14 protein-coding genes and 1 pseudogene are annotated in these 21,469 nt (G+C 67.4%); 6 read left to right on the top strand and 9 right to left on the bottom strand.

The genetic code is table 11. The features are described from left to right. Positions 1–52 precede the first annotated feature (52 nt). Together WMF19_RS52135 and WMF19_RS52130 are read left to right on the top strand one after the other, a co-directional pair. The gene (locus tag WMF19_RS52135) at positions 53–1,654 is read left to right on the top strand and encodes an ATP-dependent nuclease (protein ID WP_437897161.1); all 1,602 of its coding nucleotides are present in this window, start codon (positions 53–55) and stop codon (positions 1,652–1,654) included. Between the two features lie 172 nt (positions 1,655–1,826). Beyond that, positions 1,827–2,720, top strand: coding sequence for a UvrD-helicase domain-containing protein (locus WMF19_RS52130; protein ID WP_437897160.1), 894 nt, complete (start codon positions 1,827–1,829; stop codon positions 2,718–2,720). A gap of 225 nt (positions 2,721–2,945) precedes the next feature. Here the strand turns inward: WMF19_RS52130 and WMF19_RS52125 are convergent, their stop codons facing one another. Then, a complete protein-coding gene (locus WMF19_RS52125) occupies positions 2,946–4,736 on the bottom strand; it encodes an RHS repeat domain-containing protein (protein WP_437897159.1) in 1,791 nt (596 codons plus the stop codon). A 418-nt stretch (positions 4,737–5,154) separates the two neighbouring features. Further along, positions 5,155–5,292, bottom strand: a complete 138-nt coding sequence (locus tag WMF19_RS52120; protein WP_437897158.1) for a hypothetical protein — start codon at positions 5,290–5,292, stop codon at positions 5,155–5,157. Between the two features lie 461 nt (positions 5,293–5,753). Here WMF19_RS52120 and WMF19_RS52115 point away from each other — a divergent pair, with 461 nt between their 5' ends. Together WMF19_RS52115 and WMF19_RS52110 are read left to right on the top strand one after the other, a co-directional pair. Then, positions 5,754–6,275 (top strand): hypothetical protein, encoded by a 522-nt coding sequence (locus WMF19_RS52115; RefSeq protein WP_437897157.1) that lies wholly within the window; start codon positions 5,754–5,756, stop codon positions 6,273–6,275. A 70-nt stretch (positions 6,276–6,345) separates the two neighbouring features. Further along, a pseudogene (locus WMF19_RS52110) lies at positions 6,346–7,719 on the top strand (tyrosine-type recombinase/integrase); the annotation flags it as partial. A gap of 448 nt (positions 7,720–8,167) precedes the next feature. Here WMF19_RS52110 and WMF19_RS52105 read toward each other — a convergent pair. After that, positions 8,168–10,060: an FAD-binding oxidoreductase gene (locus WMF19_RS52105; RefSeq protein ID WP_437897156.1), complete on the bottom strand. Its 1,893-nt coding sequence runs from the start codon at positions 10,058–10,060 to the stop codon at positions 8,168–8,170. A gap of 232 nt (positions 10,061–10,292) precedes the next feature. Between WMF19_RS52105 and WMF19_RS52100 the strand changes: the two genes are divergently transcribed. Further along, entirely contained in the window at positions 10,293–11,567 is a 1,275-nt protein-coding gene (locus tag WMF19_RS52100) for a CapA family protein (protein WP_437897155.1), read from the top strand. 152 nt (positions 11,568–11,719) lie between these two features. Here WMF19_RS52100 and WMF19_RS52095 read toward each other — a convergent pair whose 3' ends face one another. After that, on the bottom strand, positions 11,720–12,850 hold the full coding sequence (locus WMF19_RS52095; RefSeq protein ID WP_437897154.1) for a glycoside hydrolase family 11 protein: 1,131 nt from the start codon (positions 12,848–12,850) through the stop codon (positions 11,720–11,722). On the opposite strand from WMF19_RS52095, the gene WMF19_RS52090 reads away from it, so the two are divergent. After that, the gene (locus WMF19_RS52090) at positions 12,789–13,148 is read left to right on the top strand and encodes a hypothetical protein (protein ID WP_437901797.1); all 360 of its coding nucleotides are present in this window, start codon (positions 12,789–12,791) and stop codon (positions 13,146–13,148) included. The two genes, WMF19_RS52095 and WMF19_RS52090, sit on opposite strands and share 62 nt — an antisense overlap. Positions 13,149–13,808: 660 nt before the next feature. Here the strand turns inward: WMF19_RS52090 and WMF19_RS52085 are convergent. The 5 genes from WMF19_RS52085 to WMF19_RS52065 all read right to left on the bottom strand — a co-directional run bounded on the left by WMF19_RS52085 (position 13,809) and on the right by WMF19_RS52065 (position 21,376). Then, entirely contained in the window at positions 13,809–14,651 is an 843-nt protein-coding gene (locus WMF19_RS52085; RefSeq protein ID WP_437897153.1) for a hypothetical protein, read from the bottom strand. A 60-nt stretch (positions 14,652–14,711) separates the two neighbouring features. Continuing rightward, positions 14,712–16,553 (bottom strand): vWA domain-containing protein, encoded by a 1,842-nt coding sequence (locus WMF19_RS52080; RefSeq protein WP_437897152.1) that lies wholly within the window; start codon positions 16,551–16,553, stop codon positions 14,712–14,714. A 277-nt stretch (positions 16,554–16,830) separates the two neighbouring features. Continuing rightward, positions 16,831–17,799: a type II secretion system protein GspC gene (gspC, locus tag WMF19_RS52075; protein WP_437897151.1), complete on the bottom strand. Its 969-nt coding sequence runs from the start codon at positions 17,797–17,799 to the stop codon at positions 16,831–16,833. Positions 17,800–18,203: 404 nt separating this feature from the next. Next, positions 18,204–19,757 carry a BNR repeat-containing protein gene (locus WMF19_RS52070; protein ID WP_437897150.1) on the bottom strand — a complete coding sequence of 518 codons (1,554 nt, stop codon included), beginning with the start codon at positions 19,755–19,757 and terminating at the stop codon, positions 18,204–18,206. A gap of 176 nt (positions 19,758–19,933) precedes the next feature. Continuing rightward, the gene (locus tag WMF19_RS52065; RefSeq protein WP_437897149.1) at positions 19,934–21,376 is read right to left on the bottom strand and encodes a serine/threonine-protein kinase; all 1,443 of its coding nucleotides are present in this window, start codon (positions 21,374–21,376) and stop codon (positions 19,934–19,936) included. Between the last annotated feature and the right edge of the window lie 93 nt (positions 21,377–21,469).

Genomic DNA, 21,469 nt, shown 5'->3' with positions numbered 1-21,469 from the left:
GGGAAGTCCGTGCATGTGATAGTCACGCTTCATCGTCAATTGGAGGTTCGCAGTGATCACGAAGATAAAGATCCACGGTTACCGGATCTACAAGGACTTCACGCTTAAGCCCAACAGGAAGCTCAATCTAATTGCTGGTGCCAACGAGAGTGGCAAATCAACATTGATGGAGGCAATAGCCCTTGTACTAACTGGGCGCATAAATGGCCGCACGGCCTCCGAAGAACTCAATCCGTATTGGTTCAACACCGATTTTGTCGCCGCTTTCGTTCGGCAACGCGCAGCTGGCAATCGCGTCCCATGGCCCGAGATCCGAATTGAACTGTTTCTTGAGAATGGCGACGAACTTCAACAGTTCTGTGGGGCGCACAATACCGACATCCCAACGAATGCGTGCCCAGGGATCGCGATGCGGATTCTGCCTGATCCAGAATATGATGCGGAGCGTGAAGAGTGGGCCAAGGAAGCATCTCCTCTCCTACCGGTTGAGTACTACATGGTGGATTGGCGCTCATTTGACGACGCGGTAATTACAAGCCGCCCAAAGCAGTTGGCAACAGCAATTATCGACTCGCGCACCGTGCGCTCCTCATCAGGGGTCGACTATCATATGCGGAACATTCTCGGCGACGGCTTGCAACCGGCTGAGCGAGCTGCGATCTCCACCGCTTACCGCAAAATGAAAGCCTCAATGTCTGACAGTGCCCTCGCGAACGTTAATGCTCGAATAGCCGATCTGCATGCATCGCTTCACAACAAACCAATCGTTCTCGCGATGGACCAGAGCGCCCGTACATCCTGGGAGGGAGTGGTCACCCCGCACGTCAACAACGTGCCATTCTCAATGTCTGGACAGGGGCAACAGGCGGCGATTAAAATCTCGTTGGCCATGAGCCGCCACTCAGAGCGTGCAGCGTTCGTGATGATCGAGGAGCCGGAAAATCACCTAACTCACACAAGTCTCACGACTCTACTTTCGCGCATGGAGTCGCTTGCTGGCGATAGTCAACAACTGTTCATTGCGACCCATAGCTCGTTCATTATCAATCGCTTGGGTCTAGACAGTCTTCATCTGCTTGGTGGCGGCAACTCTCGCAGATTGTCCGAGTTGAGTGCTGAAACAGTGGCCTATTTTCGAAAACTTCCCGGGTACGATACGCTTCGCATGGTTCTGGCGGAGAAACTCGTGCTCGTCGAAGGCCCCTCCGATGAGATTATCTTCGAGCGGATATTCTGCGATAAATACAAGGTGCGACCCATGGGACTTGGGATTGACGTGCTCAGCATGCGCGGACTGTCGCTCAGTCGTTGCTTGGAGCTGTGCGCCGCGCTTGATAAGACCGTAGCGGTACTTCGCGACAACGACGGTACTGAACCGGACGAATTGCGTCTCCCACTTAAACAGTGGCTCGCGAGCGGCAAGCGTGACGTCTTCATCGGAGCACTAGCTCAAGGGCGTACCCTTGAGCCTCAGTTGATTCATCACAATGATGAGAAGGTACTCAGAGAGATTCTTGGCATTGCAAATAGCGCCGATTTGGAAAAGTGGATGCAGCGCGAGAAGACGGAGGCAGCCATTCGTATCGCCAGCGCGCCGCAGCCGATCAAGCCACCGAAGTACATGCTCGATGCAGCGGTGTTCATCCATGGCTAACTTTCTCACGCTCGCAGTGGCGGGCTCTCGCAAGACCCAGGGACTCGTAGAACACTGTGCCGCGCTGCCGCGTGACCGGCGTGCACTAGTGCTAACGTACACGCAAACGAACCAAGCGGAGCTTCGCAGTCGTCTCGCGAAATACACAGCCGGACATCCTGGAATTACGGTCATGGGCTGGTTCACCTTTCTGTTGCGTGATTTCGCACGGCCCTTTCTGCCATTCAAGTTCCGCGGTGAGAGGGTCTGCGGCTTCAACTTTGATGGACAGCCACATCGTAAGGCCACGGGTCGCAACCGCTTTCTGGATTCGAACGGTGCTGTCTACAAATGCGAACTGGGTCGCTTGGCACATGAGCTGGTTAGAGATAGTCGGGGATCTCTCCTGCGCCGGCTTGAGTGCATCTACGATGAGATCCTTATCGACGAAGTTCAAGACCTCAGTAGTCATGATTGGGAAATCGTCGACGTGCTTCTCGCTTCAGCCATTGATATTAGAATGGTAGGCGATATCCGGCAGTCGGTGCTTGCTACCAACCCACGCAGCAGCAAGAATAAGAGGTATGCGTATGCCGAAGCTGTCAAGTGGTTTCGTGAACGCGAGGCGCGCGGCGTGGTGACAATCTCTGAGAATGCCACCACATGGCGCTGCCATCCCCAAATTGCAGAGTTCTCTGATACGATTTTCGACTCCAGCTGGTCCTTTCCTACAACACGCTCGGTGAATTCCACTGTAACCGGGCATGATGGCGTGTTTCTACTTCGCCGCGAGCACGTCGATAAATATGTGAGTCGGTTCCGACCGCAGTGCCTGCGAGACAGTGCCAATTCGGGTAAGTCTTTCGACCTTGACTACATGAATTTTCGGCTCGCGAAGGGAATGACGTGCGAGCGCGTATTGATCGTGCCGACTAGTGGCATCACGAGTTTCGTGCGGTCAGGTGCCCATTTGGAACCAATTGCGGCTGCAAAATTCTACGTGGCGGTGACCAGAGCTGCGCAGAGCGTGGCCATCATAGTTGACGACCCGGGGAATTCATCGCTACCGTACTGGGAGCCTGACTAAATTTGGCTACCCAACGAGAAATTGAGCTGCAGGCGAGCTTCGTCAGCTGTTCAACCGCCTCGGTCCGGCGCTTGCCCTCATACCAGAGGGAATTTCATCTGCACGGGGGTAGCCAGCGGGTACACCTCGACGAAGCCACGTGCCGAACCTGCTGCGGCCCCTCCCAAGTCTCGCACGCGTGCCGCTGTTAGTCCCTCGGACCTACATGGTCCTACTTTTTTGCTGTCAGGTAATCGTGCCGCACTTGCCGAAGAAGGCGAGAGAAATGATCGGGTCCGTCGTCAAGAACCGTCCGATCCTTGGATCGTAGATCCTGCCCTTCATGTTCACGAGCCCGAGCTCGTCGTCGCTCTCGTGCCCGGTGAACCCCTGCGTCGTCTCGCTCGGAAACGACGCAGGCGGGCGCTCTCCCCACACGGGGTTCCTGCGCTGCCCGAACGGGTCGTAGCTCCGCCGCTCGATCACGTCGCCGTCCTCGTCGGTGAGCGCATCGATCGAGCCGAGGTGATCGACATGCACGTAGCGGGTGCCTTCGTCCGAACCTCCCCGGGTCACGATCGCCACCACGCGCTCCGGCGAGTGGACGTGGTACCGATGCTCCACGGCGCCTGACGCCGCATCGGTGACCCGTTCGTACAGATCGCCAAAGTAGAGCGTCTCCTTTTCCGGCGTGGTCTTGCGGATCCGCTGCTGGTCGCCGTCGTAGCCGAACGTAATCGTGCTCGCACCCTGCGTGATGCGCTCCGGCAGATCGAACGGCGTATAGCGCACCGTCGTGCCGCCGGGCCGCGCCGTCTGATTGCCGACAGCGTCATGCGCGAAGGTGTCCGTACCGGCGCCGGTGATCGCATGCGGGTGCAGCGGGTCGTCATACGAGAGGTCACCGACGTCCGACTTGAAGGTGAGATTGCCGTTCGGGCGGTAGTCGTAGCGGAGCGCGCAGGGCGCCGCCGAGCTCTCGATATCGCCGAAGTACGCGCACGTCAGCCGATGGAGCGAATCGTACCGGAAGCGCTCCGTCGTGTTCTCGGGCTGGAGCGCATCGGTGCGGCGCGTGAGATTCAGGAGATCGTCGAACCCATAGTCCAGGTCTTGCACCTCCCCCGCGCCGCTCTGCGTCGCCATGTGCCTCAGGCGCTGCTTGTCCGCGAAGTAGCTCCGCTCCGTGACAGCGCCGTTGCCGAACACCTCCTTCCGGAAGCGCCCCGCATCGTCCACGTCCGTCAAGCGCCAGTAGGCGAGGTTCGTTCCCCTGTCGCGCACGGCGATCACGTGGCCGTGCGCGTCGTGGCCGTGCGCCACGACGAACGGCGTCGCGCCGGCCGGCGCCGGGTACGCGACCGTCTCGACGCGGCCGAGCTCGTCGTAGCCCAGCCTGGCATCCAGTGGAGAGCGCTCGCCGTCGATGCGGAGCGCGATCGTGTCGAGCTGGCCGCGGCCGGTGTACCCGTACGTCTTCTCCCCGTCGGGGCTCGCGAGCGTGTGGAGCTTGCCGACGCCGTGCGCCGCGGTGTCCCATGTCCACGTGGTCGTCAGGCGCTCGCCGCCGTCCTGGTCCACACGCGAGCGGGGTCGACCGAGCGCGTCGTACGTCCACGTGGCCTTTCGCTCGAGCGCATCGGTCGACGAAATCAGCTCGCCGAAGCCGTCATGGATTGAGACCGTCGTGCCCCGATCGGGATCGTCGAGCTGCCGGACGCGGCCGAATGCGTCGCGCGTCGTGCGCGTCACCGCCTCGCCCGGATCGGTGACCGTATTCAGCAGGCCGAAGGGGCCGTACGCGTAACGGGTGATCCCGTCGGCCGCGTCGGTGATGGTCTTGATGCGCCCCAGCGGGTCCTGCTCGGCCACGGTCACATGGTCGAGCGGGTCGGTGACGCGCACGCGAAGGCCATCGTACGCCGTCGTCGTGACCGCGTTCCACGGCGTCGTATGGCGCACTTCGCGGCCCGCCGCATCGTACTCGTAGCGATCGTACAGGATCGCGCGCTCGGGCGTGTCCTCCCTGACCGGCACCGAGCGCCGCGCGATGTGCTCGCCCGAGGCGCCATTGGCCGTCTATGATGAAGGTGCGGCGAGGAGAGGGCAATCCGAGCGTGAACGCGCGCATGACGGCGCGCACACTGCCTCGACGACCACGAGCGCGGTTCTCGGCTGAGCCTCGCAAGACCCCAGATTGAGTGGATTGCGCCGGTACGGGAGGTCAGCGCGCACGACGGCGTGATCGGGACGCGCCACGGCAGCCCAGGCACGGCGGCGACCCGATCGGCATTGGCTACCTCGACGAGGACCAGCTCACGCTGGAGGGCGTTGGCCATGATCGGGAACCGCCGGACAAGGGCGGCATCGGCTGGAACCACGATGGCCGCATGGTGTTGGGGCAGGACGGCGACCGCGTCGAGGCGATTCGCTCCCCCGATAGGAGCAGCGCACATCAGGCGAAGATGTGCTCGTAGCGGCTGACGAGCCGCCGGCCGGTGCCGGGGCTCCTCAGCCGGACGCACCTCCTCGGGGCGCCATCGCGGCCCGACGCCGACCCTTCGACAGTCTGACCAGCGCCCGCGGTGCTCATCCGCCGCTCCTCGTTCCCGGCCAGCGGGTCGCAACCGTTCTGTGTCCGTTGACCTTGCCCCTGTCTCCGCGCGCCCCGATGGGCCGAGCGAACGTGTGATCCGTCGGCAGTGCATAGTGTGGTAGGTCACCGCCGAAGTGAGCCGAGCTCGCTCGCGGGTGCACGCGGGCCGCGTTCTGCGCGACGCGCCGATCTTGGCGCCCCCCTCCATGTTGCCTCCACGCGCGGCGCCGACGGAGAGCGCAGAATTACCAAATTGACCCTTTCGTTTTCCCCCTTTTTCGGCCCCTCAGCGGCTCTTTCCAGAACACCTAACCCCGCGATGCGACATGGTGTTTCTCCCGGGCGGGTTTCTGGGTAACTCGTGGCGAGTTACCAGCGACGCAGAATTACCGTTTCGTGCCCCTTCCGGCAGCGTCGGTCACGGTTGCGAACGAACCCAACACGGATGGAGGTATATCATGACACGAGCGGCTCTCGCCCGTGTATCGGCACCCCTTGCGCTTCGTCAGGCGGACAACGGCACGCGCATGGTCGAGAGAACATTCCCGGACGTGCCCGCCCGAGGATCGTGCCCCCCGAGGGGGCTTGCCCAGCCCGTCACGGCAACGGCGACGCTCGCGATCCCGCTGGACGGGCTCACGCTCACTGCGCCGCAGCCGGAGATGCTCTCACAGAAGAACGTCGAGTCGGTCACCGGGATCCCGGCACGCGTCTTCCTCGACACGATCCGCGGGCCGGGTTTCCCGCTCCCGGTCACGAGGCTTGGCAAGCTGCGCCTCGTCCAGCGCGAGACGTTCGTCACCTACCTCCAGGCATTGGCCAGTGACCCAGAATCGCGCCGTACCGTAGAGGCCGATGAGCGCACGCGGGTTGCCGCCGTGCTGGCCTCTGCCGGCCTCGAATCTGTCCCATGTCCGCGCACCGGCCGGGCGAGCGTTCCTCCCGCAGGTACATGCCGTGCTAGGCTGCCGCCGAAGTAGAGCGGGCCCGCTCGGCGGTGGCACGCCGGACGGGCCCTTGATCGACCCCCGCATCACCGGAGACCGACCCATGACCGACGTACCCCAGCGACGGGCGCGCGCCAAGCGCTCGGCTTCGTCCCCTGCCTCATCCCTCCCTGCACCAGCGTCGACCGATCGGCGTTTGCGTTCGAGCCGCTCCGGGGGGCGCCCCTCTCCAGTGGCGGAGGCAGCTGCGCCCGTTGCAGACTCACCGGGCTCGGTCAGCACGAGGGAGCGCCCGAAGCTGGCCGTTCGCGCCCCTGGCAGGCCAGCAGGAGAAAAGCGCACCAACGGCTCCGGGTCCGTCCGGCTGCGCGGGAAGACGTGGACCGCGCGCCTCAGCCTCGGCGAGGCCGGTCGACCCACGTTCAAGTTGCCGACGTGCCGGACCGAGCAAGAAGCCAACGCGCGCCTGGAGGTGCTGTCCGAGCTCGCCGGGCCCCTGCTCGCAGCCGGCCAGATCGTGCTCGGCTTGGCGCTGCTGGAGCAGGCTGCTGCGCGCGAGGGCAGCGCACTCCGTGACGTCCGGCTTGCCATTGAGCAGCTCTGCTGGGGCGAAGCGCGTGCTCGCGCGTCCGGGGAAACAACCTTCGCTGAGTTCGCTGAGTTGGTTGTTTCTGGAAGGCTCGCCGAGCAGTACCCGCTTCATGTGAAAGCGCTCCGTCGTCCGGAACCATACCGACACAAGGTGAACCATGTTCTGGGTGTACTCGGTCCTATCCCTCTCCCTCGTTTAACAATTGATCACGCGGATCGGGCGATCTCCATGCTACCGGGGCACCTTGAGGCTTCATCGCGCCAAGGCATCGCAAAAGTCATTCATAGGATACTCGCACTCGCAACCTATCCGGCACGGATCATCGCCAATAATCCGCTACCGCGTGGCTGGATCCCCAAGGCGGACGACAACAAGGCCAAAGGCTCTCTCTACCCCGACGAGGACAGGCGTCTCATGGCGGCGGTCGATATTCCACTGTCCTATCGGATCTATTATGGCTTCCTGATCCGGGAGGGAATGCGGGCAGACGAGGCTGGAAGGCTAGAGCTATCCGATCTCGATCTCGAGCGCGGCGCCGTGGTGCTCGATGAGAACAAGACGGATGATCCACGCGCCTGGGCACTCTCACCCGACGTCGTGCGCGCGCTTCGCGCCTATTTCGCTCTATGTCCACCGAAGGATCGTGTCTTCATTGGACCGAGCGGGCCCCTGCCAGGGCGCAATGGAGCGAAGAACTTTCGAAATCACCTGCGCCGCGCCGGCATCGATTGGCCTGAACTGTTCGAGACCACGGATTCGAGACTGAATATACGCTTACACGATACCCGCGCGACTTTCATCACAATCAAACTCGCGAACGGCCGCACGGAGACGTGGATCTCCGATCGGACCGGACATAAGTCGAGCCGTCAGATCCACAACTACAAGCGCGCGGCGCGCAAGGTCGCTGAGCTCGGCTTGGGGGACTTCGCGCCCCTGGACGAGGCGATCCCCGAGCTGCGGGGCAAGGGTAGCCATGTAGGTGGAGGTGCTCCCACGTCCGGGGGACTGGAGGCGGGCTCGCCGTCGCCGAGAGACGACGCATCCCTTGTCCGCGCGCTGCCCGACCGAGCACCGCGCGCGGTTGATGACGACGCCGGCCAGCCCGCACGGGGCGACGCGACGGCTGCCGGCGGCGCGTTGGGCCCGCGTTGGGCCACGCTGGAGAGTCGCCCGGCTGCGGATCAGCCAGAATCATCTGAAATTATTGAGATTTCGTCCAACCCCACCGCATCGTCTCAGGAATCCTGGCAGGATTTCTGCCCCGCGGAGCTGGCCGCTGGCGCGGCGCTTCCAGCAGCGTCGCGCCCCGCCGGCGGCCGCGCCGCCCAGGTCAAGGCGAGGGCGCTCGCCCCTGCTCCTCCGCGCTCGACAGCGCGACCTCGCCGAGCACGCCGTGGTTCGCCGCGCCGAACACGTTGTCCGGATCGACGGCCTGCTTCACCTGCCGCATGAAGGCGCGCGCGCCGTCCGAGTAGATGTCCTTCACGAAATCCTGCCGGATCTTGCCGATCCCATGATGGTGGGACAGCGACCCTCCGGCGGCGAGGATCTCCTCTCGCGCGGCGTGCTCCATCTCGGCGTAATGGCGCACGGGGTCGTCGACGCCCTTGGCGTAGAAGCCGAGATAGAAATAGATGCAGACCCCCGTGGGGTAGACCTGGGTGATGCGGCCGGTGAAGAACGGCTTGCCAGGCAGGCGCCGCTGCTCGTGCTCGCGCAGGACGCGCTGGCGCACCCGGTCGTAGAGCTCGAGCGCGCGGCTCCACGGGACGCTCGTCTCGAAGCTCTCCGCGATCGCCCAGTGCTCGAACGTGAGATCGCGGATGTACGCGATGCCGAAGGTGAGCTGATAGCCACGCTCGCCGTTGGCCGCGCCCGCCTTCATCCCGCCGTGCTGCGCCGCGATGCGGTAGAGCGTCTTCTCCTGGAAGTCGACCTCCTCCTTCGTCCCCTCGAACACGATGGTGGCGACGGCGAGCTGGTGCGGATCGAAGCCCTTGATCCGGGTCACCACGAGCTTCTCCGCCTCGCTCTTCACCCGGGCGAGCACCCCGGACTTCTTCGGCTTGAGCGCCTGACCGAAGTGAAACTGCGTGTTGTCCATGACGCGCACGCTCGCGGGCAGCGCGCCGGCGCCCTGCAGGTCATAGAGGAACGCGAGCCCGCGCGCGAGGTCGGGGAAGATGACGCTGCCGTAGCGCTGGACCTCGGGCAGGGGGAACAGCTTGACGACAGCGCTGGTCACGATTCCATAGTTGCCCTCGCTGCCGAACATGCAGTTCTTCGGGTTGGCGCCGACGCTCTCGCGCGGGGCGACGTGCGGCCGCTCGACCACGCCATGCGCGGTCACGACCTGCATGTCGAGGACGAGATCCTCGATGTTGCCATAACGGTTCTTCTTCATCCCGCTCGCGTTCGTCGCGATCCAGCCCCCGAGCGTCGAGAACTCGAGGCTGTCGGGCTCGTGCCCCATGGTGAGCCCGTGCTTCTCGAGCTCCGCGACGATGTGCCGCCCTGTCGCGCCCGCCTCGATGCAGGCCATGCGGTTCACGGGATCGAGCCAGAGGATCCTGTTCATGCGCCGCATGTCGACCGCGATCACGGTCCGCTCCTCGTGGATTGACAGGCGCAGGGCGTCCGTGACGTTGGTGCCGCCGCCGAACGGGACGAGGCACGCGCCGTGCTGCTTGGCGATCTCGGTGACGCGCACGACGTCGTCGTGCGACGCGGGGAACACGACGAGATCCGGGACGCGCTCGAGGCGCTCGTAGCGGATCGCCCAGATCTCGGCCCCGGTGTGGCCGTGGCCGCGCCGGAGGCGCACGAGCGGATCCTGCGAGATCTGATCGTCCGCCAGGAAGCCGCGGAGCGCGGCGAGCAGCTCGCTCGCGACCTTGGCGTCGGGGATCCGAGGCGGGTAGTGCGGCTCGTTGCGGTTCTCGTAGGAGAGCGGCGCGGCGAGCGTGGCCGACATCCACGGGAGCAGCGACGGCAGCTCGACGTTGCTGATGCTGTACCGCGTGCCGGTGAGCACGACGCTGCCGCTCGGCTTGACGACGAACCGGGTGTCGGCAAAGCCCCAGCCGTCCTTGCGCTCCTCGTCGCGCGCCTCGTCCGCCGCGCGCGACGCGGGGCCCGGCACGATGCGCGTGCTCGACGGCGTCGCGCCGCGCGAGGAGAGCAGCGTCGAGCCCGAGGGAGTCTCACGTCTTCGATTTACCATGGAGATAAGGCCTTCCAAGCAACCCGCGCACGAGCGCGCGTCCAATCCCGAGTAGGTCGCGCTGGAGCGGGCCGGACGTCCATCGAGAGAGCGCGGCCGCCGATCGACGCCGCGGCTCCCCTGGGCCTGCTCAACGCGCGGCGATGGTGGCACGAACGTCTGCGGGCGTACCACCGGATACTTGGGCGCGGCCGCGGGCCCGTGGATAATGCGCGTAGAGACGCCGCTCGCGATGCGCCCTGCCCCTTTCTTCCTCGCGATGTGCGCAGCGGCCGCGCAAATCGGCTGCGAGCGGCCTGCCAACGTGGGCGCCGGGCTCGCGCCTCCGCCCGTCGTCGCGCCGGCCGCGCCCCGCGACGTCGCGGAGGCGACCCGGGAGGCCCGCGCCGCGCCAGCTGCCGCCGCCGCCGCGCCGGCCGCCACCGCCGCGCCGGCCGCCACCGCCGCGCTGGCAGACGCCACCGCCGCGATCACGTTCCTCGCCGGCGGCGACGTCTGCCTCGGCAAGGCGCTCGGCCAGGAGCTGCTCCGCGATCCGGCGTACGATCCGTTCGCCTCCGTCGCGGCCCTGTTCGCGTCCGCCGACGTTCGCTTCGTCAACCTCGAGAACCAGCTCAGCGACCAGGGCGGAGAGACCCAGCACGCGCGCCAGCCGCTCGTGTTCACGGGCCCTCCGGCCGGCGCGGACGCGCTCGCGCGCGCCGGCATCGGCGTGGTGTCGCTCGCGAACAACCACATGTGGGACTACGGCAAGGGCGCGTTCCTCGAGACGCTCGGCCACCTGGAGCGCGCGGGCGTCGCCTACGTGGGCGCCGGCCGGACGCGGCTCCAGGCGTACGCGCCGGCCGTCGTCGAGCGCCGCGGCTTCCGCGTGGCGCTGCTCGCCGTGACCGGCATTTGGAACCAGGGCTCGCTCTGGCAGCACCCGGCGCGGGAGTTCGTCGCGGGCGCGGAGCGGGACGGGCTCGCCGCCGCGGTGCGCGCCGCGCGCAAGCAGCCCGGCGTGGACGCTGTCGTCGTGAGCTACCACGGCGGCACCGAGTACCTGGACACCCCGCTGCCCCAGGCGCGCGCGCTCGCCGGCGCCGCCATCGACGCGGGCGCCGACGCCTTCCTCGGCCACCACCCGCACGTGCTCCAGGGCATCGAGCTCCGCCGCGGCCGGCCCATCTTCTACAGCCTGGGCAACTTCCTCATGAAGGTGAAGAGGACCGGCCCCGCGGTCGAGCTCGCGATGCTTGCGCGCCTGCGCCTGCGGCGGGGCGCGCCGCCCCTCGCGGAGATCTGCCCCGTGCGCAGCGAGGGCCTCGGGACCGTCCCGCTCGCGGCCGACCCGCGGCGCGCCGAGACCGAGGCGGCGTTCGCCGAGCGGATGCGCCGCATCTCGGCGTTCGTCGAGGGCGAGCCGGCGATCGGCCCCTTCGCCGCCGACGGCTGCGCGCCGCTCGAGCCCGCGGCGAAGGCGGCCCCGGCGCCGCGCCCGGAGATCGCCGGCCCGATCCGCTGAGCGACGCGTCGCGGTCTTGCGGCGGGCACGCGCGCGAATCGCTCGGCACCGTCGGTCGGCGCCGGCTGTTGGGCGGAGGCCGCCCGCGAAGCGGGTCGGAGCGAAGCGGAGAGCCTCGATGGCGTCGAGCACGGCGCCATCGAGGCATTGGATCAGGGCGTCGCGTTCCAGACGCGACCAGACGCAGTTCCATTGCTACCGGGGTTGAACACCTCGACGGCCAGGACCTGATAGGTGGGATCGTCGCTCGCGTCCAGGTTGTTCGTGTTCGGAAGGATCCAGCCGTTGTCGGCCCATGCCTTCACGTGATCGGCGAATACGATCTTGTGATCCTGCCCGAGAGCCTGCGGCTGAGCAGGCTTGCTCCAGTATTGGTAGAAGGTGGAGCGACCATTGATAGAGGGCTGCTGCTGCCGCGTCGAGCGGTACGTGGAATACTGAACTCCATCGCTCGTGAAGGTCTTGCCAGCGGTAGCGCCCTGGCTGGGATCATAACTCCATCGCTGCAGGATGTAATACTCCACCAGGTGTGCCGCGTTGGAAGTGGGCATGGTCTTGTCGTACCCCCAGCCGTACAAAGCGATATAGCTCGCGCCGCTGTCGTTATTGAGGCGGTAGCCGATCACCCTCTTCTCATCTCCGTAATGCCATCCTGGACCACCGACATAGTTATAGCCGCCGCCCTGCCAGGTCACGCTGAATTCGCCATTCGGGTCCACGGTCAAAGACGTAGAGCCGCCGTCTTTCCAGTGAGTGAAGAAGAACTCACCGACGTGGCCCGTCGCGTGATTCGAATTGATCACGGTCTTCTCAGTGTATTGCTGAGTGTAGGCTGAGTACTTGGAGAAATCGGGGAGGGGGTCGGGCGTGACCGTCGTATCCAACTCTCCATCGTTGGAGAAAATGGCAAATCCTGCGATGGTCGGGCTCTCCACACCCTTAATCAGCTCAATCGTGACGCTGCCGTCATTCACCGCAATATCCGCGAAGGTCTCCGTGTAGCCCACGTCATGACCAACCTCGGCATAAATATCCAGATCACTGACAACCGTGTTGCCTTCAACCGCAACGCTAAACTTGCGCGAGCCAGCGCTGGTTTTATCGATTTCCGCAAAATGCAACTTCACGGTGTACCTGCCATTGGCGGTAACCGGGACTTCATACTTGAATGAACCATACCGCTCTGTTTGATAAAGCTGCCCACCAACGACAGAGTCTTGCGTGCTGTTGGTCGAACCACCGCTAGAGTATTTGTCCGCCTGGTACTCTACGCCATCAACCATTGAGCTCGAATTACTACCGGAGTCAATGGCGACCACCAATGCGAGATCGCCGCCAGACGAGCTGGAGCTGCTCGACGACGAGCTGGAGCTGCTCGACGACGAGCTGGAGCTGCTCGACGACGAGCTGGAGCTGCTCGACGACGAGCTGGAGCCGGAGCCGGAGCTGGAGCTGGAGCTGGAGGATGAAGAGCTGCTAGAAGACGATGAGCTGCTCGAGGCCCCTGTGGTGTCGTCATCACCGCCACAGGCTGCCAGCGCGACTGACGCGAACGCCAGTATGAACCAACGAGAGGACTGATTCTGCTTTGAATTTTTCATAGATGTTTCCAATGTTTCCCGAAGATGCACACGAAGCGACTCGCCTGTCAGGGACTCTCTGTCGCGCATTGAGACCAGGGGAGACAACGACATTCGCAACCGATCACACAGGATCACGTAGTGCCATTCGCAGAGTCCGAAACCTTGTCCGGACACCCATGCTATCCCTGGAAAATCATGTGGTCCTTCGACTAGATTTATACGCCATGAAGCGACCGCGACACAACGCCATTTTGCGCGGTTTCATTGCTCGTGTTTCTCACCCAACACTGGCACAGAGAGGGCGGAAAATGCCAACAGGATTGAGACAGGCCGGACGAGAATCCTATGAGTGGATCGCGCAGAGAGGCGCGTTCCGGCTCCAGCCGACGGTCATGCGACTGAGCAGGTCGAGGACGACGTACAGGAAGTAGAAGACCCCAGGCAGCGGCCCGCGCAGCTTGGTGATGTCCCACGTCCAGATCTGGTTGGGGCCGCGGCGGTGAGCGCCGGCTTGGCGTGCTTCATCGGCGCACGCTGGGCGCGCCGCTCGCCTCGCTCGCCGGAGGCGGCGAGCAGCCGGTGCATCGCGCGGATGGAGGCGAGATGGACGCCGCGCGACAGCAGCGTCGCGCAGACCTCCGGCGGGGGCTGGTCGACCTCAGGCCCGCCCGCGCCGCGCGCCGTCCACCTCGTCGACCGCCTCGAGCGCGCTCTCGATCTCGCGGACGAGCTCGTCCGCCGCCTGCTGCTCCCTGCCGGCGCGCGCCTCCACGGCCGACGCGTCGAGGCGCAGCTCCACCCGCCGCAGCACCTCCGCGACCCGCTTGCCCTCCGTCGAGGCGGCGTCCACACGCCGACGCTTCAGCGCGCCCAGCGCGGCCTCCACAGCCGGCACGAGCGGCGCGGCCACGACCGGGTCAGTGGCCCTCAGCTTGGCCCGGGTGCGCTTCGCAAGATCGAGCAGGCGGCCGCGCGGCGATCGGGCGCGCCGGCGCTGCACGACCCACCCGATCGACGCCAGCACGGAGACGCCGAGCAGCACGGCCGCGCCCTGCACGTAAGGAACGGCCGCGGGCGCGACGGGCGGGAGCACGGCGTCCTGCACCTCGACCGTGATGCCCCCGCGAAGGCAGCTGCCCAGCTCCTGCGCCGTCTGGAGCCGCGAGCGCGCGAGCGGCAGGAGCCGGAGCGGAAGGCACGGGGCCTCCACGCCCGCGAGCGCGCACGCGGGGGCCGGATCCCCGGTCGCGATGGCGTGGACCTCGTGGGTCGCGGGGTCGCGGCTCGTCATGTGGAAGCCGCCCTGCTCGAGGTCGATGAGCCCGCCGCTGTCGACCGACGCGCCGCCCGGCGCGCCGGCGGGCCAGGTCGTCGTCGCCGCGTCGATGATCGAGGCGTCGGTCGAGCAGACCAGCTTGCCGCGGAGGACGATCTCGCCGCCCGGCGCGACATCGACGTGCTGCGCCGCCACATCGCGCCGGAGTGTGAATGTCTGGGTCATGTCCGCCCCTCGGCTCCGCCGGTGGATCGCCCTCGCGCCATCGTGCCCCGAGCCCCGCCCTCAGTGAAGGTGCGTCCGCGACGCCGTCTCGAGCAGCATCGCCAGGACGAGCGGATCGCCCAGGCCGCCCGCGGCCCCCGCGTGGCCGCGGAGGCGCGCGAGGCGGGCCGCGTCCTTGAGGAAGAGCGGCTCCCCGAGCGCCTCGGCCGCGGCATGCAGGATCCCCTCCCGCTCGGAGAGCAGCGCGGCGGCGCGGTCGCGATCGCCGAGCGCGATCTGGCGCGCGGCCTCGGCCAGCGTCTCGCCGGCGGCGAAGCCCTGGATCGTGCGGGCGACCGACGGGTCGACGCTCGCCGCGCTGTCCGCGTCGCCGGTCGCGTACGCGACCCGGAGCGGCGCCTCGTCCACGACGTTCTTCTTGGCGACGCGGTCCTTGTACTTGAGCTCGATCGCCGCGATGGCCCGCGTGTCCGCGCCCGCCGGGAGGCCCAGCTTGAAGAGCATCGCGTGGCTGTCGTCGCGCGAGAACGCCGGGATGAAGAACCGCATCCCGCCCTCGGCGTCGTCCTGCCTGTCCCGCTCGATGCCGTCGCGCCGCTGGGACTGCGCGTCCGCCGCGACCTCGATCGTCCGCACGCGCGCCGCCTCCACGTCGTTCAGCCGGCGCGACCCGTAGACCTGGAGCAGCTTCACGTCCGGCTTCAGCCGCACCCGCAGCTCGACCGCGGTCGCGACAGGATCGAGCCGCCTGTCGAGCTCCGTCGCGAGGGCCGGGGCGATCTGATCCGGATCGCGCAGGTAGTAGTACCCGCCCGCGCCGTCGCTCGCGATCGAGCTCATCAGCGCGCCGTCGTAGTCGGCGCCGAGCCCGAACGTGCTCGTCTGGACGCCGCCCTGGAAGGCGTCGAGCGCGAGCCTCGAGAGCCGCTCCGAGCTCGTGATCCCGGAGTTCGCGCGGCCGTCGGAGAGCAGCAGCACGACCTTCACCGCGCCCTCCGGGATGCCCGGCCGGCCGGCCTGCGCGTAGCCGAGCGCGAGGCCCTGGCCGATGTTGGTGCCGCCGCCCTCTCGGATGCCGTCGATCGTGGCCTTGATCTCCGCTCGCCGCGGCCCGACGGGCCCATCGTCGATCCTGACGTCGGCGCCGCTCGAGAAGGTGACAAGGGAGAAGTCGTCGTTCGCGTCGAGCTTGTCGACGAGCGCCCGGGCCGCGTCGCGCGCCCGCGCCATGGGCTCGCCCTGCATGGATCCGCTCACGTCGAGCACGAGGTGCACCGACAGGTGCGGCCGCGCCGCGGGCGCCTGCGCCGTCGAGCGGAGCGCGACGCGCACGTGCACGGGGCCGCCGCCGGGCGGGACCCGCGTGCGCTCGAGGTCCGTGCGCAGGGCGAGCGCCGAGCCCTTCGGGACGTCGATCGACGGGGCGTAGCGGGCGCCGACGTCGCTGACGAGCTCGCGCCCGTCGGGTGGGACGATGCCGCGCGCGACAGCGGACTCGAACGCGGCGAGGTGGCCGCCGCCGGGGCGGTACGTGGTGGCGAAGCGGCCGTTCGGGTCGAGGCCCGCGGCCTCGGCCGCCGCGGCGCGGGCCGCGCCCTCGCCCGGCGCTCCGGTGGCCGACGGGGCGGGGACCACCAGGCCGTCGACGCCCGCGCGCCCCTTCCCGCCCGCCACGTCGAGCCTGGGGGCGGCGGGCTCACGCGCCCTCAGGGGTTCGGCGGCCGACCCCACGGCCTCCCTCTTCGCCTCGGCGGCGTTCCCCAGCGGCATCGACGCCGGGGACGCCTCCGACGTCGCGGGGGCTTCCTTCGTGCTGCACGCGATCCCCGCCCCCGAGAGCCCCAGCACGAGCGCTCCGCCGAGGAGCGCTCGCTTCACCCACGCGATTCCGAGTTCGTTCATGGTCTTCCCCTCCCGCGGACAGAGCGGGTGCTCGGTCTGACGGGTGAGCGCCGCATCTGTTCTGTCGCTCCGCTCCCGAGCGACGGCCTCGGCCGCCGCCCGGCGCTCCAGCCAGAGACAGCGGCGATCGACCATTGTTCGGCAGGAGTCGTCCGTGCGCCGGCATTCGACCTCGGCGTCAGCCGCCCGGCCGCCGCCTGCGTGTGCGACAAGCCCGGGGGCGCTCGGCGTCGCTCCTGCACGGAGCGCGGCTACCGGCCCGGCCCGCCTCCTCGCCTCAGCGGATGTTGACCCTGAGCCTCGTCGGGCGGCCGTCGCGCTCGACGACGACGGACAGGCTCTTGTCGGAGCGCATGCGCGAGTAGGCCAGCATGGCCTTCTGTGGGTCGGTCAGGTCGATGCCGTTGACCGACTTCACGAGATCGCCGCTCTGCAGCCCGAACGACTCGAGCACCGAGCCGGGCTTGATCATCATCTTCAGCCCGACCACCTTGTCGTCCCGCATCTCCGGGACCGCCGCCGAGGTCTGCGTCACGAGCTCGGGCTGCGCGAAGATCTTCTCGGCGGCCGAGCGGTCGATGTCGATCTCCGTGTCGCTCACCCGCTGCATCCGCGAGGCGATCTCGGGCGGGACATCGCTCCTGCTGCTCGGGCGGTACGTCGCGCGGGACGGAGCCGGCGGTGCCGCCTGCGGCTCGGGCTCCTTCTTGCCGCCCTCTCCGCCCTTCTTTCCGAGCTGCATCTGGCAGCGCGCGCCCCCCGAGGTCGAGGTCATCCACACCCGATCCCAGGCGATGTCCTGGACCTTCCGGCCGCCGATCTCCCCGCCTCGCCGCCCGAGCGCCGTGTGTCCACCATCGCTCTCGAAGGCGGCGAACGACCATTCGGGGTCCTCGGACATGGCGATCAGCACGACGCGGCCCGTATCGCAGGGTGGAGCGAGGTAGGGGTCGAGCTGCGAGAGATCCGCCGGGCCGGCGGGCGCGGCGCTCGGCGGGGGTAAGAGCGGCCCTGTCGTCGAGTCGAACGGATTGCGCTCCAGGATCGGCGCCGCGCTCGGCGGGGGATCCTCGGAGAGCGGCGCCTCGACAGGAGCTGCGACCGGGGGGGCGGAGGTCTCGCCGTCCCGCGTGATCTGGTGGGCGATGAGATGAGATACCCCGGAGGCCTGAAAATACGCGGAGACCGCGACCATTCCTCCCAGGATGAATGCGAATCGGCGCTTGACGAACGCGTCCGGGTTCATGGGTAACGCTCCTCCTGGCCGGAGCGCGCCGGGGCTCGCTGCGCGAGTGTCCCTTGCCGCCGCGGCGTTCGCGGCAGTGCACGCCCTCGCCACCGGCAAGACCGCGCCTAGGGACGAGCACCGAGCGTGCCTGCGCGGCGCCGAACGCGACGCGCGTCCCCATGTGGCATGGATTGCCGCTCTGATTGGACCGCTCAGCGCCGATTGACGCTTGTCCGATACGGACGCGGAGCGCGCCCCGCGAGCATCAGGTGCGTCGTCCGGTGGAACAACCGGAAGATCCGTCGATCAGGGCAGAGCTGGCGGGCAACGGGGACGGCGCCACGAGCGTGCTCGCGCGCTCGCTCGGGGGGATGGGGCCAGGAAGGGCGCGCTCGGGGACCGACGAGCGTCCTTCGCGCGGCTCAGCGGAGCGCGTACTCCAGGCCCCAGATGTCCACGGAGCTCCGCGCCGGGTAGTACACGGTGAGCTCGTCCGAGGCCTCGAGTCGGGCGGCGTCGATCAGAGGATCGGAGAAGAACCGGCCCGAGTCGGCGGCATCGAGGAGCGTCCAGGTCGCGTAGCCGTCGCTCGGGGAGGCGCCGGCGATGCGGAGATCGGGGAGGATCGCATAGACGTTCTCGGTGGAAGAGATCGCGAGCTTGCCCCGAAAGTTCTGGACCACCTTCAGGCCGATGCCGTGGCGCGCCCAGGTCCCGTCGGTGTCGCGGAGATAATGGAAGAACTCGCTGCGCGTTCGCGCGCTCGTGAAGTTCGAATTGTCGGCCTCGGCGTCGGGGAGGTGCGAGAGCAGCACATGGACGCGGCCGCTCGCGTCGACCGTCATGTGTTCCTGGTTGATGAGCCCTCGGTTCTGGCCGATGGGCCACACGGAGAGGCCCGTCGTGCTCCGTGTCACGAAGGAGGCGCCGGTCGTCGCGACCGTGGCGCCCGCGTTGTTCTTCCAGGTGCGCCCGTGATCGTCGCTGTAGACGTACAGGAGATCGTGGTTGGTCGTCGCGTCGGGCGTGTCCCGCCAGCACCACGCCGCGTGCAGGCGCGAGCCGCCGCGCGTGTACGACAGCCCGTGAAGGTAGGCGTTCATGCTGGCGTCGGTGCCCTCGATGTACTCGCCGAGCGCGGTCCAGGCGTGCGTCGTCGCGTCGTACTCCCACAGGTGCTCGTCGCCGCTGCCGCTCTCGCCGATCCGGGCGCTCAGGAGGAGCCTGTCTCCGCCAGGCTCGGTGACGAACCGCGGATAGGTCACGAGGGAGATTCGGCTCGATCCGACGAGCGCGCTCGCGACGGCGCCGAAGCTCGAGGCGGCCCAGGCCGCGCCTTCCGGGTCCGTCAGGAAGCCCGTGACCGAGCGGCGGTAGTGCAGGTCGCTGCCATGGTGATCGAACGCGAGGTGCAGCGTGCCGTCGCCTGGCGCGATCCCGAGAGAGATCGTGTTGTGGGCGTCGTCGGCGCTCAGCCGATAATCCTTGAAGTCGAACTTCTCCCAGGCGCCTGCCGCTCCGCCGGGGCTCGTCGACAGCCGCCGTCGCGCGAGGACGACGTTGCGGTTGGTGTTCCAGAAGGCGGTGTACTGGAAGCCGCCGAACGACACGATCGCATCCTGCTGGAACGACTCGCCGTTCAGGTAGCCGCCGTAGGACACCACGGTGAGCCCCGACTCCGCGAGCTTTCCCTCGCCGAGCTTGACGATCGCCGGCGCGACGGGCTCCGCCCCGCCGCCGCCGTTGCCGGTCGTCGAGCCGCCGGCGGTCGTGCCATGGGCGGTCTTGCCGCCGCCCGCGCCGGTGGCTCCAGGGGCCGTCGCTCCCGCCCCGCCGCCTCCGGGGCTCGCGCCGCCCCCGCCGGCGTCCCCGCCCGAGGCCGAGGCCTCGGCCGGCGCGTCGCGCTCGCTGCCGCTCGACAGGCAGCCGGCCAATGCAAGGACGAGCAGGAGGGAGGAGGGAGGGCGGATGGTCATGGGCGCCGCCGGAGGGTACTGCCGCTCCGCGGCGGCACCAAGCGCCGCCAGCGGACGGCGCTTCAGCCCAGGGCGCTGCACCTCGGCTCCCCGGAGGCCTGAGATCTCCGCGCCGTTGCGCCAGAGGACGAGATGCCGCCACACGAGAGGCCGAGCCACGAGCGCCCTTGCGCAGCTTACACCTGCTCGCTCCCGAGCGTGCGCTCGTGCGACACCGGGCCTGCGCCCGGCCGGATCATCAGGAGTCCGGCCGGCCCCGGCTCGACATCAAGGCCATCGAGCCCGGCGAGCGCCCCCGGCGTGGCGCAGAGGCCCTGGACGTCCTCGATGGGCGTCCATTCGACAACGCGGGCCAGCTCGCCGCCGAGGATCTCCCGGTCGAGCGTCGATCGGACCATCACAGGCCCTGCGTGGAGACACACGTTCGCGTGGACGCTCGCGCTCGCGCGCGTCAGCCGCGCGATGTCCGCCTGCAGCGCAGCTGCGAACCTCACGACCTCTCCGCGTGCCGCGCGCATCTCCGCCGCGTCCCCCCAGAGCAGGCGCATCGCCAGGATCTCGTTGCCTGTCATCGAGACCAGCACGAGCCCCGCATGCCGCATCCGCTGCTCGGCGAGATCGAGGATCGCGCCGAGATCGTCGGCGAAGACGTCGTCGAGATCCTCCAAGGTGACGCGCGCGCGGACGTCGACATGGATGGCGATCGCGTTCATGGTCACACCGGACAGCCCGCCGTGAGGTGACGCAGGCTCGCCCACGGCTTCACGCAGCTCCTGCAGGAAGCTCGTCACCGACGGAAACCGTCGCTCGGGTAGCTTCTCGAGGCAGCGGATCACGACGGCGTCGAGCGCCGGCGAGAGCGGGGTGCGCTGGCTGGGCTTGGGCGGCGGTTCCTCGAGGTGCTGCCGCGCGAGCTCGGCGGCGTCCGTCGAATGGAAAGGGAGGGTTCCAGTCAGCATGCGATGGAGCAGGACGCCGAGCGCGTACACATCCACCCGCGCGTCGATGGGACCGCCGAGGATCTGTTCGGGCGCCATGATGCTGGGCGTGCCCGGGGTCCGGCCGGCTGTGGTGAAGCCCGTGGCGGTTTCTTCCAGCGCGAGCAGCTTCGCGATGCCGAAGTCGAGCAGCTTGACGGCGCGGAGACCTGTCTCCGTCACCAGGATGTTGCCGCCCTTGACGTCGCGATGGATGACGCCGGCGCAGTGCGCCGCGTCGAGCGCGGAACAGACCGGCTCGAGCAACTCCAGCGCTCGTTCGGGAGAGAGCCGCCCCTCCCGCCGCATCAGCGCGTCGAGCGTGAGCCCCTCCAAGTACTCCATGACATAGAAGGGTCTGCCGTCCTCCAGCTCTCCCGCGTCGAGGATCTCCACGATACCCGGGTGCTTGAGGAGCCTGACCACCTCGACCTCGCGCAGGAAGCGCTTGACCATCTTCGGCGAGAGCGCCAGCGCGAAGTGGAGCACCTTCAGCGCCACGCGATCACCCGTATGCCCATGCCACGCGCTGTACACCGCTCCGCATCCACCGCTGGCTATCGGAGCGTCGATGACGTAGTCGCCGGCCCGCGCTCCGCGGGCCAGATTGTCACGCGAACGCGGCCGCGCTCGCTGGAACATCGGCAGTGTCTCTTTTTCTTCGTCCATGGCTTCCCCCCGATATGACGCACGCTCTGCTCGACGGATCCGGCAAGCTCCCCGTGAAACGCCCGC

This window comes from Sorangium sp. So ce124 (assembly GCF_051525235.1).
Taxonomy (GTDB): domain Bacteria; phylum Myxococcota_A; class Polyangia; order Polyangiales; family Polyangiaceae; genus Sorangium; species Sorangium atrum.
This window is presented reverse-complemented; position numbering and strand designations above follow the sequence as displayed.

Coding starts and splice junctions, on each gene's coding strand:
- WMF19_RS52095 (WP_437897154.1), bottom strand. CDS start 12,850: ATGGTTGATGGCGTAGAGTACCAGGCGGACAAATACTCTAGCGGTGGT.
- WMF19_RS52100 (WP_437897155.1), top strand. CDS start 10,293: ATGCGCCCTGCCCCTTTCTTCCTCGCGATGTGCGCAGCGGCCGCGCAA.
- WMF19_RS52065 (WP_437897149.1), bottom strand. CDS start 21,376: ATGTTCCAGCGAGCGCGGCCGCGTTCGCGTGACAATCTGGCCCGCGGA.
- WMF19_RS52115 (WP_437897157.1), top strand. CDS start 5,754: ATGACACGAGCGGCTCTCGCCCGTGTATCGGCACCCCTTGCGCTTCGT.
- WMF19_RS52120 (WP_437897158.1), bottom strand. CDS start 5,292: ATGAGCACCGCGGGCGCTGGTCAGACTGTCGAAGGGTCGGCGTCGGGC.
- WMF19_RS52080 (WP_437897152.1), bottom strand. CDS start 16,553: ATGAACGAACTCGGAATCGCGTGGGTGAAGCGAGCGCTCCTCGGCGGA.
- WMF19_RS52070 (WP_437897150.1), bottom strand. CDS start 19,757: ATGACCATCCGCCCTCCCTCCTCCCTCCTGCTCGTCCTTGCATTGGCC.
- WMF19_RS52130 (WP_437897160.1), top strand. CDS start 1,827: ATGGGCTGGTTCACCTTTCTGTTGCGTGATTTCGCACGGCCCTTTCTG.
- WMF19_RS52085 (WP_437897153.1), bottom strand. CDS start 14,651: ATGACCCAGACATTCACACTCCGGCGCGATGTGGCGGCGCAGCACGTC.
- WMF19_RS52105 (WP_437897156.1), bottom strand. CDS start 10,060: ATGGTAAATCGAAGACGTGAGACTCCCTCGGGCTCGACGCTGCTCTCC.
- gspC (WP_437897151.1), bottom strand. CDS start 17,799: ATGAACCCGGACGCGTTCGTCAAGCGCCGATTCGCATTCATCCTGGGA.